The sequence below is a fragment of the Kitasatospora misakiensis genome (assembly GCF_042656005.1).
Taxonomy (GTDB): domain Bacteria; phylum Actinomycetota; class Actinomycetes; order Streptomycetales; family Streptomycetaceae; genus Kitasatospora; species Kitasatospora misakiensis.
This window is the reverse complement of the sequence record NZ_JBHSOF010000035.1, coordinates 79,550-94,270: the sequence shown is the minus strand read 5'-3', so window position 1 is coordinate 94,270 and position 14,721 is coordinate 79,550. Positions and strand designations below refer to the sequence as shown.

The 14,721-nt window shown below is 72.8% G+C and carries 13 protein-coding genes; 4 read left to right on the top strand and 9 right to left on the bottom strand.

The window, feature by feature from the left end:
* Nucleotides 1-146: 146 nt before the first annotated feature.
* The 3 genes from ACFP3U_RS24405 to ACFP3U_RS24395 form a co-directional block, all read right to left on the bottom strand.
* Nucleotides 147-512, bottom strand: a complete 366-nt coding sequence (locus ACFP3U_RS24405; protein WP_380227779.1) for a hypothetical protein — start codon at nt 510-512, stop codon at nt 147-149.
* A gap of 84 nt (nt 513-596) precedes the next feature.
* A complete protein-coding gene (locus ACFP3U_RS24400; RefSeq protein ID WP_380227778.1) occupies nt 597-2,183 on the bottom strand; it encodes an LCP family protein in 1,587 nt (528 codons plus the stop codon).
* 235 nt (nt 2,184-2,418) lie between these two features.
* Complete coding sequence (locus ACFP3U_RS24395) at nt 2,419-3,276, bottom strand: thermonuclease family protein (protein ID WP_380227777.1); 858 nt, start codon at nt 3,274-3,276, stop codon at nt 2,419-2,421.
* A 351-nt stretch (nt 3,277-3,627) separates the two neighbouring features.
* Here ACFP3U_RS24395 and ACFP3U_RS24390 point away from each other — a divergent pair, with 351 nt between their 5' ends.
* Genes ACFP3U_RS24390 through ACFP3U_RS24375 form a run of 4 tightly spaced genes read left to right on the top strand, consistent with a single transcriptional unit; the run spans nt 3,628 to nt 7,113 of the window.
* Entirely contained in the window at nt 3,628-4,542 is a 915-nt protein-coding gene (locus tag ACFP3U_RS24390; protein ID WP_380227776.1) for an ABC transporter ATP-binding protein, read from the top strand.
* Nucleotides 4,539-5,345 (top strand): ABC transporter permease, encoded by an 807-nt coding sequence (locus ACFP3U_RS24385; protein ID WP_380227775.1) that lies wholly within the window; start codon nt 4,539-4,541, stop codon nt 5,343-5,345. The genes ACFP3U_RS24390 and ACFP3U_RS24385 overlap by 4 nt, the downstream gene beginning before the upstream one ends.
* 7 nt (nt 5,346-5,352) lie before the next feature.
* Complete coding sequence (locus ACFP3U_RS24380) at nt 5,353-6,468, top strand: sensor histidine kinase (protein ID WP_380227774.1); 1,116 nt, start codon at nt 5,353-5,355, stop codon at nt 6,466-6,468.
* Between the two features lie 42 nt (nt 6,469-6,510).
* On the top strand, nt 6,511-7,113 hold the full coding sequence (locus tag ACFP3U_RS24375; protein ID WP_380227773.1) for a response regulator transcription factor: 603 nt from the start codon (nt 6,511-6,513) through the stop codon (nt 7,111-7,113).
* Nucleotides 7,114-7,135: 22 nt separating this feature from the next.
* On the opposite strand, the gene ACFP3U_RS24370 is transcribed toward ACFP3U_RS24375, so the two are convergent.
* From ACFP3U_RS24370 to ACFP3U_RS24345, 6 genes are all read right to left on the bottom strand, one after another.
* Entirely contained in the window at nt 7,136-7,327 is a 192-nt protein-coding gene (locus ACFP3U_RS24370) for a hypothetical protein (protein ID WP_380227772.1), read from the bottom strand.
* Between the two features lie 56 nt (nt 7,328-7,383).
* Nucleotides 7,384-8,166: an ABC transporter permease gene (locus ACFP3U_RS24365; protein ID WP_380227771.1), complete on the bottom strand. Its 783-nt coding sequence runs from the start codon at nt 8,164-8,166 to the stop codon at nt 7,384-7,386.
* A 71-nt stretch (nt 8,167-8,237) separates the two neighbouring features.
* Complete coding sequence (locus ACFP3U_RS24360; protein WP_380227770.1) at nt 8,238-9,248, bottom strand: ABC transporter ATP-binding protein; 1,011 nt, start codon at nt 9,246-9,248, stop codon at nt 8,238-8,240.
* A 28-nt stretch (nt 9,249-9,276) separates the two neighbouring features.
* Nucleotides 9,277-10,407 (bottom strand): thiopeptide maturation pyridine synthase, encoded by a 1,131-nt coding sequence (locus ACFP3U_RS24355; RefSeq protein WP_380227769.1) that lies wholly within the window; start codon nt 10,405-10,407, stop codon nt 9,277-9,279.
* A complete protein-coding gene (locus tag ACFP3U_RS24350; RefSeq protein WP_380227768.1) occupies nt 10,404-12,815 on the bottom strand; it encodes a lantibiotic dehydratase in 2,412 nt (803 codons plus the stop codon). Before ACFP3U_RS24350 ends, ACFP3U_RS24355 begins: the two co-directional genes overlap by 4 nt.
* Nucleotides 12,812-14,713 carry a TOMM precursor leader peptide-binding protein gene (locus ACFP3U_RS24345; protein WP_380227767.1) on the bottom strand — a complete coding sequence of 634 codons (1,902 nt, stop codon included), beginning with the start codon at nt 14,711-14,713 and terminating at the stop codon, nt 12,812-12,814. Before ACFP3U_RS24345 ends, ACFP3U_RS24350 begins: the two co-directional genes overlap by 4 nt.
* Nucleotides 14,714-14,721: the final 8 nt, after the last annotated feature.

The following is a 14,721-nucleotide window of genomic DNA, read 5'->3' as shown; positions in this document are numbered from 1 at the left end:
GCGCCCGCCTCCACGCCCCCACCCTCCCCGACATCCCCCTCAAGGCCCGCGGCCGGGTGCGCTGACCTGCGGAAAGGCCGGGACGGAGGTGGGTGGGCGGGGCGGCGAGGTCGTCGGGTCCTACAGAGCCCGCTTGAGCGGCCTGGTCATGCCGTCCGGCGGCGGCGGAATATGGCTCGGATCGCGAGCACGATCGCGACGAGGAGCCCGATCGCGAACAGGACGATCAGGAGGATGACGACGAGCACGGCGATGCCGAGCTTCTTGAAGAAGCCGCCCTTCTTCTTCTCGTCCTTCTTGTCGCCGGATGCGAGAGTGGCGCCGTGGGCTGCACGGGGGGCCGTCGACCGGAGGGCGGTGGAGGCTTCGGCGGAGCCCGGTCCCTGGGCGGTCTGTACGGGCTGGGTGGTGACCGTGGCCGAGGGGGCGGCCTCGGCGGTGGTCGGCGCACCGAGCAGGAGCCCGGCGGCCACGAGGGCGGGTACGACCTTCGCGAACAGGCGCGACTTCATTGCTTCTCCTGGTGTCTTCGGTGTGTCGTCGGTGCCGTGAGCTGTGCGCTGGTCGGTCTCAAGGTGCCGGACGCTGACTGCGGCTCAGCCGTAGGAGAGGTTGGCGCACGGGTCGTCGTCGGCGGAGCGGGCGTCCTGGGTCGCGCTGGTCGGCAGCGGTGCCGGGGTGGCGGGGGACGCGGGGGTGGTGGTCTCCGCCGATCCGCCGTTGACGGCGGCGTAGTCCTTGCCGAGGACGAGGCTGATGCCCGCTCTGCTGCTCGCCTCCAGCGTGGCGCCGGGGAAGAGCGTGGCCACCTGTTGGGCCTTGGCCTTCTCCCCGGGGCCGTACCGGACGAGGGTGCCGGTGCGGTCCCGGGCGGCTGCGGTGCCTGTGGTCGTGACGGTGTACTTCGCGGCCTTGAGCGTGGTCGCGGCCTTGGCGGCCAGTCCGGTGGCGGTGGTGCCGTTGTAGACGCCGACCTTGACGCCGGTGCCGTCCGGGGCGGCGCCGGCCGGGGTTTCGGCCGGGGGAGCCGGGGGAGCCGACGGCTCGGCGGCGGCCGAAGCGGTGCTCACGCCGGCGTCCTGGCCGTCGATGGTCCGGTCCGCCTTCAGCGCGGCCCAGAGCTGGTCGACGTCCGGCTTCACCAGGGCGACGCGCGGCCCCTCGTAGCGCCACGGCACGGTCAGGAACTTCATGTCGTGCAGGTCGATGTCCTTCAGCGACAGGGCGAAGGAGAGCAGTTTCTGGGCCGAGCCGAGGCCGGGGTCCACGGTCAGGGACCTGGTGGCGGCGTCGGCGAGGGGCAGCAGGGCGGTCGGGTTCATGCCGCGGCTCTTGACCTCCTTGATCAGGGCGGACATGAACGCCTGCTGGCGCTTGGTGCGGCCGATGTCGGAGCCGTCGCCGAGGCCGTGGCGGATGCGGACGTAGTCCAGGGCGGCTTGGCCGGACACCTTCTGCCGGCCCTTGGGGAAGAGCAACTTGCCCTTGCGGCCGAGGTTGGGGTTGAGGTCGCCCTCGTAGACGTCCTTGGGCATGCAGATGTCGACACCGCCGATGGCGCCGGTCATCTCGGCGAACCCCGCGAAGTTGACCACGATCGTGTGGTCGATCCGCAGCCCGGTCAACTTCTCGACGGCGTTCTGCGTGCAGGCCGGGTTGCCCTCCTCCGTGTCGCCCACGGCGAAGGCGCTGTTGATCATGACGTTGCTCTGCGGCTTGGTCCACTTCCCGCTCGGCAGCTTGCACGGCGGGATGTCGACCAGGGAGTCGCGCGGGATGGAGATGCCTGTCGCGTGCTTGTGGTCCGCGTATATGTGCAACAGGATCGTCGTGTCGGAGCGGGCGCCGCCCTCGTTGCCGCCTCCCAGGTCGGAGTTGCCGCCGCCCCGGGAGTCGGAGCCGATCAGCAGGACGTTGGCCGGGGTGCGGCCCTGGGCGTCCGGCCTGGCGGCGTCCGGGCGATCGGTGCTCACCGCGTCCCCGTCGAAGGTGGTGATGTTGCCGTTGAGCCGCCAGTAGACGACGCCGCCGGCGGTGGCCGTCAACCCCAGGACGCCCGCCGTGGTCCACGCCACGATCCGCACCCTGGAGTGCCTGCGCTTCTTCGTCCGGCTCGGCCTGCCCCGGGCCTGCGCCCGCTGGTGTGTGCCGGATGGAATCGAGCCCCGGCGGTGGCCGGTCATGTGCGTACCCTTCACCGGATGCGTCGCGCGCCCGAAGATGTCGGTCTGTGGATTGGGTGGACTTCCGCAAACTTCTACACGTCTGTAGAAGTAGAGGGCAGCATACAAAGCGGCTCGGGAGAAGTCACACCCGGGGTGGCGACAGGGCCCGCGCACGAGGGGACGCCGAAGGCCCGCGGCACCCGCACACTCGCGGGTACCGCAGGCCTTGGCGCGTGCGGGCGGTGAGTACGGCTCAGTTCTCGGTGTAGACGGTGTCCTCGGGTTGGGCGGTCATCCGTACGGCGGAGCCGTTGATGATCTGGACCAGGGGCGCGAGAGTGAGCTGCGTGGTCTTCGTCGACAGGACCTCGACGTTGTCCTCCTTGCCCGCGAGGTAGGCGGGGAAGCAGGTCAGGGACTGCTCGACCAGGTTGAAGTGGTCGACCAGCCGGCGGAACAGCTTCGGGAGGATGACCACCTCGGTGAGGGAGGCCATACCGGTGACGAGGGCGCCGGCCGGGGCGGTGGTGGCGTCGAGCGGCCACAGTCCGAGGCCGGCCTCGCGGGCCTGGCGGGTGACGGCGGCGAGTTCGTTCCGGAGCTCGCGGGGCAGCTTGCTGTAGAAGCCGGGGTAGACCAGGCCGGTCTTGAGCAGGTGGTGGTTGGCGGTGGTCCGCAACAGCGGCACGTCCACCTGCGGTTCGGTGCCGTCGGCGCCGGGCGGGGTGCCGGCGCCCAGTAGGGCGACGCAGCGCTTGAACGGGTCCCCGCCCTGGGTGAGGATCCACCCGGGGGTCTGCGGCGGGTTGGCGGAGACCACCTTCTGTCCGATGCGCTGGACGTCGCCGAATCCGAGGAAGGTGAGTAACTCCTGCGCGGCCTTGTCGCCGAACTCGGCGGGTTGGCGGATCCGCGGTCCGGTCCGGTCGTAGTGGGTCTCCAGGGCGTCGATGCCTTCGAGCCTGACCCTGGCGACGCCGTTCTTGACTTCGACCGGGGCGTCCTTGAGCTTGTCGAAGGCGAGCGGGTTGGTGGGAATGAACTGGATGGTGTCGCCGTCCGGCTCGGTACCGATGATCCGGTACTCGCCGACGACCAGCAGCATGGCCATGGCAGCCCCTTGGTGTGGGAGGGCGGCGCGGCGCCATGGGTCCGATCGGCGTCCGCCGGTTCGTGCCCGGTGGGAAGTCACCGTGAGTCGTCACTTCGCCACGGGACGGGAAGGAAGCGTCGCTTCATTCGTATTCGATCGACTTCAATCGTGGCGCGCCGGCGTGCTCCCCGCATGTCGGTGACGGTTGCGACATGCCACTTGCCGGTTCATGTGCCGCGGCTATAGTGCGAGCATCTCCGATCGCTGCTCCCGGGAATGATCGGGTCGGCGGAGGTTGACTTTTGTCATCTCGGGCTGGTGACTGGGCGGCACTGCCGGGCACGGTCGTCGGGCGGAAGTCTGGTGGCCATGGAAACGACACAGGCGGTGCTGGCGGCCGAGGGGCTGCGGTACCGGTACGGAGAGACGGTCGCGCTGGACGGGGTGGACCTGCGGGTCGGCCCGGGAGAGTGCGTGGCGCTGCTCGGGCCCAACGGGGCCGGGAAGTCGACGCTGGTGACGCTCGCGGTCGGACTGCTCTCGCCGCAGCAGGGGACGGTACGGATCCTGGGCGGTGATCCGCGGCGCGCGGCGACCCGGCGGCGGCTGGGTGTGGCGCAGCAGACCCTGGGGTTCCCGAACACGCTGACCGTGGGCGAGCTGGTGAGCGGTGCCGCCGTCCGTGGTGGGCTGCGGGCGGTGGCGGCCGTTGCGATCCTGGCGGAGCTCGGGCTGACCGATCTGGCGCGCAGGCGGGTGACGAAGCTCTCCGGCGGTCAGAAGCAACGTGTGCAGCTGGCGATGGCGCTGGTCACCGAGCCGGCGCTGCTGGTGCTGGACGAACCGACGGTCGGCCTGGACACGCGGGCCCGCCGGGACTTCTGGCAGATCCTGGCGCGGCGCCGGGCGCGGGGCACCGCGGTGCTGGTGACCACGCACCTGATCGAGGAGTCGCGCGCGGTCGCGGACCGGGTGGTGGTGCTCGACCGCGGTCGGATCCTGGCGGACGCGCCGCCGGAGGAGCTCGTGTCCCGCCTGCCGGACCGCACGGTGACCGTCAGGACCGGCCTCGGCCGGGACGGACTGGAGCGGCTGCCGGGCGTACTCGGGGTCAGCGGGGTCAGCGGGGAGGACAGTCTGGTGACGATCCAGACCCGCTCGCCGGAGGACCTGCTGCGGGTGCTGCTGGACCGGGACCCGGGGCTGTCGGAGCTGCGGGTGCGGGACGTCGGACTGGCGGAGGCCGTGGTCGCACTGACCGGCGGAGAGAAGGCTGCGGCATGAGCGCGGTGATGGGACGGCCCCCGATGGGACGGGCGGCGATGGGACAGGCGGCGATGGGACGGGCGGCGATGGGACGGGTCTACCGGGTCGAGCTGCGGGACGAGCTCCGGTCGATCGTGCGGGAGCCGACCTCGTTGTTCTTCGGCGTCCTCATGCCGGTCGGGTTCTTCGTGCTGTTCAACCTGCTGTACGGGAAGGGCGCCGCGCAGGGCGTCTCGACGGGTACGGCGATGGTGGCCACCTTCGGCACCTACGGCGTGATCATGGTGGCCTCGGTGCAGCCGGGGATCGGGGTCGCGCAGGACCGGGACCTTGGCTGGCTGCGGATGAAGCGGGTGTCCGCGGTGCCGGTCTGGGTCAGCCTCGCCGCCAAGGCCACCGCGGCGCTCCTCTACGGGGTGGGCGTGCTGGTGCTGATGGGGGTGGCGGCAGCGGCCTTCGGCACGCTCCACGCCTCGCCCTGGGCGCTGGCGCGGGTGGCGCTGGTGCTGCTGGCGGGCAGCGTCCCGTTCACGCTGTTCAGCGTGGCGATCGGTTTCCGGTTCCGCCCGGGGGCGGCGGTCGCGCTGCTCAACGCGGTGCTGTTCCCGCTGGCGGTGGTGTCCGGGCTGTGGATCCCGATCCGGTTCCTGCCCCCGGTGGTGCGGGAGATCGCGGAGTTCCTGCCCACGTACCACCTGGCCCAGCTCGGGCTCGCCCAGCTCGGCGACGGCACCGTCCTGATCCATGTGCTCGCCCTGCTGGTCACCACGGCGGTGGCGGCCGGCGCGGCGGCGACGTCCTACCGGCACGCGCGGATCTGAGGTGAAGGTGAGCGACTTCGACGGCACCGCCCCCAGGTCCGTGGCCGAGCGGCTGCGGACCTGGGAGTGGGTCTACCTCGGCTACCTGCTGTTCATGCCGGCCCAGCCGTACTTCTCGCCGGACCCGGCCTGGTGGGAGTGGCCGCTGGCGATCGTGGTGTGCGCGGCCACCGTCCTGCTGTACGCGCTGGCCCTGCTGCGGCGGCGATCGGCGTGGAGCGTCTGGGCCTCGCTGGTCCCGATGGCCGTGCTCGGCACGCTGGCCACGCCGCTCAACGCCGCCGCGAGTGTGCTGTTCATCTACGCCGCGGCCGCCGCGGGCAACGCGCTGCCGTGGCACGTCGCCCGGCGGTGGTTCGCCGGCCTGACCGTGCTGGACTGTGTCACGGCGCTGGTGTCGCAGGTGCCGCTCTCCTACCGGCTGCTGGGCTTCGCCTCGGCGCTCGTCATGGTCTGGGTGGTCGGGCTGCTCGAACTCAAGCAGCGCGACCGGCGGCAGGAGGAGGAGAACCAGCGGCTGCGCACCTCGCAGGTGGAACTGCTCGCGACCCTGGCGGAGCGCGAGCGGATCGCGCGTGACCTGCACGACCTGCTCGGGCACTCGCTGACGGCGGTGGTGATGCGCGCGCAGCTGACCAAGGAGCTGGTGTTCGCCGATCCGGAGCGGGCGCGCGCCGAGTCCGAGGAGATCGAGCGCAACGCGCGGGAGGCGCTGGCCGCGGTGCGCAGCACGGTCACCGGCTGGCGGCGGACCAGCATCCGCGCGGAGCTGGAGGAGGCGCGGCGTACGCTGGCCGGGACCGGGGTGACCTTGCGGGTCAGCTGCGACGACGCGCCGGTCCTGGTCGCGGCGACCGAGCACGAGCTGGGGCTGGCGCTGCGGGAGGCGGTGACGAACGTGGCCCGGCACGCACGGGCGGCCACCTGCCGGATCGGACTGGAGACGGACGGGGAGCGGGTGCGCCTGGTGATCGCGGACGACGGGATCGGCGGCGACGCTCCGGAGGGCACCGGGCTGACCGGGCTCCGGGAGCGGATCGCGAAGCTCGGCGGTGCGGTGCGGCGCTCCGGCTCGAACGGGACGACGCTGACCATCACGGTGCCGGTGGAGGTGGCGGGATGACCCGGGTGGAGACGGCCGGATGACCTACGTGGAGGTGGCCGGATGATCCGGGTGGTGCTGGCCGAGGACCAGGGCATGGTGCTCGGCGCCTTCGCGTCCCTGCTGGACCTCCAGGCGGACATCACGGTGGTGGCGACCGCGACGGACGGCGACGACGCGCTGGCCGCGGTGCGCGAGCACCGTCCTGACGTGCTGGTGACCGACATCGAGATGCCCGGCCGTACCGGTCTCGACCTGGCCGTGGAGCTGAACCGCCTGGGTGACCCCACGCGGGTGCTGATCGTGACCACCTTCGCGCGCAGCGGGTACCTGCGGCGCGCGGTCGACGCGGGGGTGGCCGGGTACGTGCTCAAGGACGCGCCGATCGGTGAGCTGGCGGCGGCCCTGCGCCGGGTGCACGCGGGCGAGCGGGTGGTCGCGCCGGAACTGGCGGTGGCCGCGTGGGACGCGGCCGATCCGCTGACGGAGCGGGAACGTGAGCTGCTGCGCGCCGTCGCGGAGGGGGCCGGCAACGCCGCGATCGCGGCGCGTCTCTGCCTGGCCGAGGGGACCGTCCGCAACTACCTCTCCAGTGCCATGGCCAAGCTGGGCGCGCGCAACCGGACCGAGGCGGCCACGATCGCGCGGACCCGCGGCTGGCTCTGAAACGGCGCCCGTCACCGGCCCGTCACCGGTCGCGGTTCCGGTCGCCGTCGCGGTTCCGGTCGCGGTCGCCGCCGTTGGTGGTCGCGTACAGGGCGCCGAGCAGCATGCCGCCCACCACGCAGACGCCGACACCGACCGAGTCGCCGATCATGAAGCCGCCGACGACGAGCGCCGCGTAGACCATCGGTGCGGCGGTCCTGACGTTCCTGTTCATCTGTCATCCTCCTGGGTTATGGGTGGTTGAGCTTTCCGGGGCCGGGCCGGGCCGGCTCAGCCGAGCGCCCGGGACATGAATCCCCGGATGCCGATCACCGCGGTGACCGCCAGCGCGAACAGCAGCACCAGCGCGTCCGTCCACAGCGGGATCGAGGACGGGGGGCCGGCCAGCACCGCGGCTCGCAGGCCCTCGCTGACGTAGGTCAGCGGGTTGATCGCGGAGACCACCTGGAACCACCTCAGGTGGTCGAGGGACGACCACGGGTACTGGACGGATCCGGTGAACGTCAGCGGGGCGAGCACGATCGCGAAGGTGACGCCGATCCGGTCCGGCGACACGACCGTGCCCAGGGTCAGGCCGAGGGCGGCACCGGTCGCCGCACCGAGGACCAGGATCAGCAGCACGCCCGGCCAGCTGGTGAGCGGCCAGCCGGTGGTGCCCAGCACGAGGAAGCCGACCGGTGCCATGATCAGCCCGGCGAAGAGTCCGCACAGCGTGCCGTAGGCCATCTTGGCGACCGCGACCAGCTCGCCCGGTATCGGTGCGAGCAGCCGGTCCTCGATCTCGCCGGACCACGAGAAGTCCATGATCAGCGGCATCGCGGTGTTCTCCAGGGCGACGATCAGCGCGTTGAGCGCCATCACGCCGGGCAGCAGGGTCACCCCGAAGTCGTCCTTGGTGTAGCCGGCCTCGCCGAGCACCTTGCCGAAGACGAAGAACAGCAGCAGCGGCTGGACGATCACCTGGAGGAGGAACGCGGTCGGCCGGCGGGTGGTGGTGTACAGGTCGCGCCAGAGCACCGCCAGGAAGGTGCGCGCCAGGTCGGCGGCTTCCAAGGCACCGCCGTCTCCAGCGGCTCTAACGGCTCCAGCGGTTGCGGCGGTTTCGGCGCCTTCGATCTGAGTGGTCACCGCAGTTCCCTTCCGGTCAGACTGATGAACACGTCCTGGAGGCTCGGCCGGGCGATCGACAGATCGACCAGCTGGACCCCCCGGTCGACGACGGCGCGCAGCACGTCCGGCAGCAGGACCGACGGGTCCCGCTCGGTCCGCACCCGGAAGTACTGGCTGTCGCCGGCCCCGGTCCCGCCCGGCGCGTCGTGCTCGACCGCGCCGGCTCCGGGCAGCTCCGTCAGCGCGGCCAGGATCTCGGCGCTCGGCAGCTGCGCACCGCGGACCTGCGCGGTGATCGTGGTGCCGCCCGGGAGCGCCCCGGTCAGCGCGCGCGGCGTGTCCAGCGCGAGGAGCCGGCCGTGGTCGACGATGCCGACGCGGTCGGACAGGCTCTCGGCCTCGTCCATGTCGTGGGTGGTGAGCACGACGGTGACGCCGCGCTCGCGCAGTCCGCGGATCCGCTCGTGCAGGAACAGCCGGGACTGCGGGTCCAGGCCGGTCGACGGCTCGTCCAGGAACAGCACCTCGGGCGCGTGCATCAGCGCCCGCGCGATCACGACCCGCTGCGCCTGGCCGCCGGAGAGCCGCTCGACCCGCTGGCCGGCCTGCTCGGTGAGCCCCATCAGGTCGAGCAACTCGTCGGCGCGGCGGACCCGTTCGTCCCGGCCGACGCCGTGGTAGCGCGCGTGGAACAGCAGGTTCTGCCGCACGTCGAGGGAGCGGTCCAGGTTCTGCCGCTGCGGCACGACGCCGAGCAGCCGCTTCGCCGCGGCCGGCCGGGCCACCACGTCCGTGCCGAAGACCAGGCACCGGCCGGAGGTCGGCCGGATCCGGGTGGTCAGCACGCCGACGGTGGTGGACTTCCCGGCCCCGTTCGGGCCGAGCAGTCCGAAGACCTCGCCCCGCTCGACCGTGAAGCTCAGGCCGTCCACGGCCGCCGGTGCGTGCGGGTGGTAGCGCTTGACGAGTTCGCTGACGGTGACGGCGTGCGTCGTGGGGGCCTGAGTCATGGGGGCGTGCGTCATGGCGTCGTCCTTCCAGTGCTCGGGCCGGTCACAGCCGGCCGCCGCTGTCGACGAACCCGATCAGGCCCTCGATGCGGTCCATCGCGGTCACCCCGTGCACGTCCTCGACGGCCCGGGAGACCACGTGGCAGATCAGATTGCGTTCCAGCTCGCCGATGCCGAGCCGGTACATGTTGAGGTACATCCAGTTGAGGACGACCCGGTACCGCTTGAAGGTGCTCCAGCCGCCGAGCTGGTCGGCCGCCGCCCGGTGGCCGCCGAGCACCTGGTGGAACGCGCTCCGGTCCGACCAGGCGCTCCAGGTCGAACCCCAGGCCTCCGGGTCGCCGTTCGGGTCGGTGTCGAGCGCCAGCTCGCCCGTCCCGATCAGCCCGTCGGCCTGGTTGCGGTAGCGGAGCAGGGTGTCGAGGAGGTCGCTGAACGGCACCACGTCGTGGTAGTCGGCGGCCCCGGTGATCTCGACGAGCCGCCGCCGGAAGGTCTCGGCGTTGGCCTCGTAGACCTGGTCGAAGCGGGTGCGCAGGCCGTCGGGGCTCTTCGCCAGGAAGGCGTCGGCGTGGCCGCGGTAGGACATGTAGCCGTAGGTCACCGGCGGGAGGAACCGGTGCGCCGCCGCGATGAAGAGGTCCACCCCGAGGGCCATCTTCGAGCCGCCGTCGCGGATCCAGTCGAGGATGTCGAAGACGAGGCCGGTGGTGTCGACGTAGTAGTCGGCGAGCAGGTCCGCGGCGGCCGGTCCGCCGAGCACGTACTGGCGCCGGTCGTAAGTCTCGGTCTCGACGGTGTTGTTGGGCGCCCATGGGGTCAGCGGCCCGCGTTCGCACTCCTGCTCGGCCAGCCGGACGTGCTCGGCGTACGAGGCCCGCTCGTCCAGCAGGACCGTCGACGGACGCGCCCGCAGGTACGGCTCCAGCACGCCGGCCACGGCCGGCGCGACGACCTCCTCGAAGACCTCGGGGCTCGCCTCGATCGGGATGCGGACGTGCGGCCCGCGCCGCCAGTGCGGCTGGTAGTACACCCGGCGCGCCGCGGGGGCCACCTCGGCGATGAACGGGCGGACCGCGTCGAGCAGCAGGTCGGTGCGGTCGCCGTCGTGGTGGAACACGTTCACGGTGCGCCACAGGGTCTCGGTCGCTGTCTCGGTCACTGTCTCTGTCATTCCTGGCCTCCTCGGCAGTTGAGCTCGATGACGTATTCGGTCACCCTCGGCACCCCCTGGTGATCGGTGAGCGCGGCCTCGGGCCTGGGCGCGACCTCCTGGAACACCGCCGCGCTCGCCGGATCCCTGGCCAGTCGCTCGAAGGCCAGGACGAGGGGCGGCGATCCGATGTCGACGTACATCGGCTTGCGGTTGCGGTCGCTCGCGACCGACCCGTCCGCGACGACGCCCGTCGGCAGCACGGAGACGAAGAACCGCAGGGGGAGGCCGTACTCGGTCAGCCAGGTCGTCAGCAGGAGCAGGAAGTCCGCGTCGGACTGACCGGCCGCGCGGCGCGGCAGGGTCCCCGGCTGGGCCACCCAGGTGGCCCGCCGGAGCACCACGTGGCCGATGCTCAGCCGCGGCGCGTGCAGGACGCGGCCCTGCCCGTTCCCGGTGCCCGCGTCGTGCCGCAACGGCTGGTCGGGGCGCAGCAGCAGGGGATTCTCGCCGAAGGCCTCGACCAGCAGCGCCATGACCGGTGGGAACTGCCGCTCGTAGGAGAGCCCGCCGTGGACCGGGCGGACCACCGATCCGCCGTCGAACAGGGCCGGCAGCCCGTCGCCGTCCAGGCCGACCGTCAGCCGGGCGGGCGGCGGGTAGTCGAGCCGGTCCGGCAGCACCGGCTCGCGCTGGTTGAGCGAGGTGGCCAGGGTCTGGGCGAACTCCGCGTACGTCACCGTGCCCGGGTGCACCGTGTCCACCGGGAGCGGGTCGTCCGCGACATGGCGCAGCAGCCGGCGCACCTGCGACCGGGCCCGGCCGAAGCCGGAGTTCACCGCGTTGACGATCAGCTCCTCGCCGTCGCGCTGGGCGTACACGGCGACCGAGCCGACCGGCCGTACCCAGGCCGGCAGCGTGTCGAGCACCTCCGCGATCCGCCGCCGGTCCGGCAGCGCGCGCCGGACCTCGGCGACCAGGTCCACCAGCTGGCGCACCTCCGCGACCGGGCTGGCCGCCAGGGTCGCGGTCAGCCCGGTCATGTCGAAGGCGACCGCGGCGGGGTGCAGCCGTCTGGCCTCGTGGCCGTCGCGGAGGAGTTCGGCGTAGAACCGGTCGAACGGCACCGGTGCCTCCGGGCCGAAGCGCTCCCGGATGAACGCGGCGACCGCCAGTTTGAACGGCAGCGTGCTGTCGAAGACGGCGAGCAGCCGGCAGGCGAGCGCCAGATCGTCCAGCGCGCCCTGCCAGGACGGCAGACCCGCCTCGACCACGACGCCGGGAACGACCGACTGCTCGGTCACCACGTCCCGCAGCTTGCCGGTGATGCCGAGGCCGTTCAGCCGCTCGTGGAGCGCCGCCCCGAGCCCGACCCGGTCGGCTCCCTTCGCCTCGCCGTACGCGCGCAGGTCCGCCCGGAGCGGAGCCAGCGTCGGGACCCGCTGCGCCAACTGCCCCAGCGGATCGATGCCGTGCTCGTCGAAGTCCGACTCGCCCGGCTGCAGCAGGAGCAGTCCGCTCGCCACGAGTGAGCGCAGGTAGCCGGCCGCCCGCTCCGGCGGCGCGGGGAAGCCCGCGGCCAGTGCGGCGAGGGTCGGGCGGCCGGCGGCGGCGCGCAGGCAGTGCCGCAGCGGCGGGGTCAGCGGCAGGGTGAGGATCTCCTCCGCCGGTGCCGGGCCGAGGAAGCGGACGGTGCCGGCCTCCACACGCGCGCTGGGGTTGACCCGGACGGTCGGCTCGGTCGCGCCGGCGGCCAGCGGGGTGAGGACCGACAGGTCGAGTTCGACGATCGACCGGGCCGGCTCGTTCGTGGCCCAGCGCAGCGCCGGCCCGTCCGGGACGAACCGGCCGAGGCCGCTCGCGGTGAACGTACTGAACGGGCTGGTCTTGACGGCGGCCCGGGCGGCGTAGACGGCCAGCCGGATCAGCTCCTGCCGCCCGGGCCTGCGGCCGAGCACGTCGTACAGGGTGGGGCTGGCGTGGGCGAGGCCCTGGTCGAAGCGGGGATCCGCGCCGAGCTCGCGCAGCCCGGCGTCGACGGCCCCGGTCGCCTCGGCGAGTACGGCCGGCAGCCGCGCCCGGTCGGCCCGGTGCCGGACCAGCCGATGGCCGAACTCGGCGATGTCCGAGGCGAGTTCGGCGCCGAGCGCGGCGGCGGTGCGGGGCTCGGCGAGCAGCCGGGCCGGGTCGCGCAACTGGTGCACCGTCCGGCGCAGCGCCACCAGCTTGGGCTTGGCCGCGGGCTCGCCCAGCGCGCCGATCACGGCGTGGCAGCGCTCGGAGAGCGCCGCCGCGTCGGCCGTCAGCTCGGCTGCCGTGCGGGAGAGCGCGACCAGCTCGCGCCGCAGCCGCTGGTCGACCAGGCGCTCGACCGCGTCTGCGGGCAGGCCCGCGACGCGTACTCCGAAGGTGGTGGCGTGGGCGGTCATGGGAACGGGTGGGGGTGGGGGTTGAGGTCGGCCTCGGTCAGCGGGTGCGGCGCGTGGCCGAGCCGGTGGGGCACCTCCAGCACGCGGGGCAGCCCGGTGGTCCGCCGGTTGCGGTGGCCGAAGGTCATGGACAGGGAGCCGGGCGCGATCACCTTCACGCAGTGCAGGTCGGCGGCCTCGTGCAGGGGCGAGGTCTGGTTGACGACCACCACGTCCATGCCGCCGGCCAGCATCCGGTCGACGGCCAGGTCCAGGTCGTCCCGCAGGTCGGTGTGGAGCGGCCAGGGGCTGCGGGCGATCACCTCGTCCCAGCCGATCACCCGGTCGCCGTCGAGCAGGAACGACCAGCGGTCGAACGCCTCCGGCGTCGCGGCGCAGAGCGAGTGGTCGGTCATGATCCGCACCAGTTCGGGGTCGGCGACCATCCGCCGGGCCCGTTCGGCTTCGGCCGGGTACCGGGACTGCTCCTGTTCGACGATGGGCGCCAGTTCGCCGAGGGCGGTGAGCACGGCGGCGACCGGGTCCAGGGCCGAGCCGCTGGTGCAGCTGACCTTCGGCCGGGTGCCGTCACCGGTGGTGTCCTGCGCGATCACCCAGAACGCGCGGATCCCCTCGGTCAGGGTGATGTCGAAGGCCCGCACCCGGCACCCGGTGCGCTCGATGCGTTCGACCAGGAGCCCGATGCGCGGATCCGGTGCCCGCGCGAGGTCCACCTCGGGTACGGACAGCCGGGCGTACCAGGTCATCAGGAACGCGTCGCGCTCGACGACCTCCAGGATCCCGTGCAGGATCGCCTCCTCGACGCAGCCGCCGAGCGCGCAGCCGTTGGAGATCTCGAACGTGAACGGCTTTTCCGTCCGGGCCCCCGGCTGGAACTGCGTCCGGTAGTACGCGTGGGTCTCCGGTACGAGCACCGGCCGGGCCTGGCGGAAGGAGTACGCCCACACCCAGTCCACCACCGCGTCCTCGGTGAACGGCTGGTAGGCGCAGTCCGGCTCCAGGTAGCGCTCCGGGGCGAGCAGGCCGAGCGACCGCGGGTCCAGGGCGTGCTCGGCCAGGTCCGCGTAACTGCCGCGCACCGTGGTCCGCTTGCCCCAGGGCCACTGGCCGCCGAGCCGTTCCAGCGCCTCCGCGACCGCGGTGGCCCGGCTCGACGCGAAGTCGCGGGTGCGCCCGAACCCCGCCTCGCCCCGGTAGCCGTACTCGGCCAGGACCGATTCGGTCAGCGGGACCATCGAGTCGCGCATGCCGCGCGGCGGGGCGACCACCCCGGTCTCGGCGTCCACGTACAGCTCGGTCAGCCGGGCCTCGGAGAGCGCGCGGATCCGGCTGGAGCCGGGCCGGGGCTTGGGCCGGGGGAGGGGGGTGATCGCGGCTCGGGCGGCCGTGTCCTCGGGCCGGTCGCCGCAGACCGCGCAGAGCGGGTCCGGCAGGAAGCCGTGCCGGGTCAGCGACAGGTCGCGCAGGTCGAGGTACCAGCAGCAGTCCGCGGCGGCGCCCGAGTCCAGCACCTCGCGGACGGCCTCGGCGGCGAAGCCGGACAGCCAGGCCGACGGGCTGGTCGCGATCCGCTCCTCCGCGCGCAGTTCGGCCGTCCACGGCGCGCGTTGCGGTGCGGCGGCCCGCCAGGTCTGCACGCACCAGGCGCAGCCGGGCTGGCCCGGCCGGACCAGCGGGCCGATCACGACCCGGTCGAGTTCGGTCCACACCGGCAGCCAGGGCTCGCCCCGGTCGTGCGCCGCGGCCCAGTCACCGGTGTCCCAGCCGTCGCGCGCCACCACCACGACGGGCGTCGACGGCGGGCGGCGGGCGATGGCGTCGGCCAGCAGGCCGCCGCCCAGCACGGTGTTGCTCAGTACGGTGTCGCCCACGGTTTCGCTCACTACGGTGTCGCTCACGAGCCGTT

Coding starts and splice junctions, on each gene's coding strand:
- ACFP3U_RS24405 (WP_380227779.1), bottom strand. CDS start 512: ATGAAGTCGCGCCTGTTCGCGAAGGTCGTACCCGCCCTCGTGGCCGCC.
- ACFP3U_RS24400 (WP_380227778.1), bottom strand. CDS start 2,183: ATGACCGGCCACCGCCGGGGCTCGATTCCATCCGGCACACACCAGCGG.
- ACFP3U_RS24395 (WP_380227777.1), bottom strand. CDS start 3,276: ATGGCCATGCTGCTGGTCGTCGGCGAGTACCGGATCATCGGTACCGAG.
- ACFP3U_RS24390 (WP_380227776.1), top strand. CDS start 3,628: ATGGAAACGACACAGGCGGTGCTGGCGGCCGAGGGGCTGCGGTACCGG.
- ACFP3U_RS24385 (WP_380227775.1), top strand. CDS start 4,539: ATGAGCGCGGTGATGGGACGGCCCCCGATGGGACGGGCGGCGATGGGA.
- ACFP3U_RS24375 (WP_380227773.1), top strand. CDS start 6,511: ATGATCCGGGTGGTGCTGGCCGAGGACCAGGGCATGGTGCTCGGCGCC.
- ACFP3U_RS24370 (WP_380227772.1), bottom strand. CDS start 7,327: ATGAACAGGAACGTCAGGACCGCCGCACCGATGGTCTACGCGGCGCTC.
- ACFP3U_RS24360 (WP_380227770.1), bottom strand. CDS start 9,248: ATGACGCACGCCCCCATGACTCAGGCCCCCACGACGCACGCCGTCACC.
- ACFP3U_RS24355 (WP_380227769.1), bottom strand. CDS start 10,407: ATGACAGAGACAGTGACCGAGACAGCGACCGAGACCCTGTGGCGCACC.
- ACFP3U_RS24350 (WP_380227768.1), bottom strand. CDS start 12,815: ATGACCGCCCACGCCACCACCTTCGGAGTACGCGTCGCGGGCCTGCCC.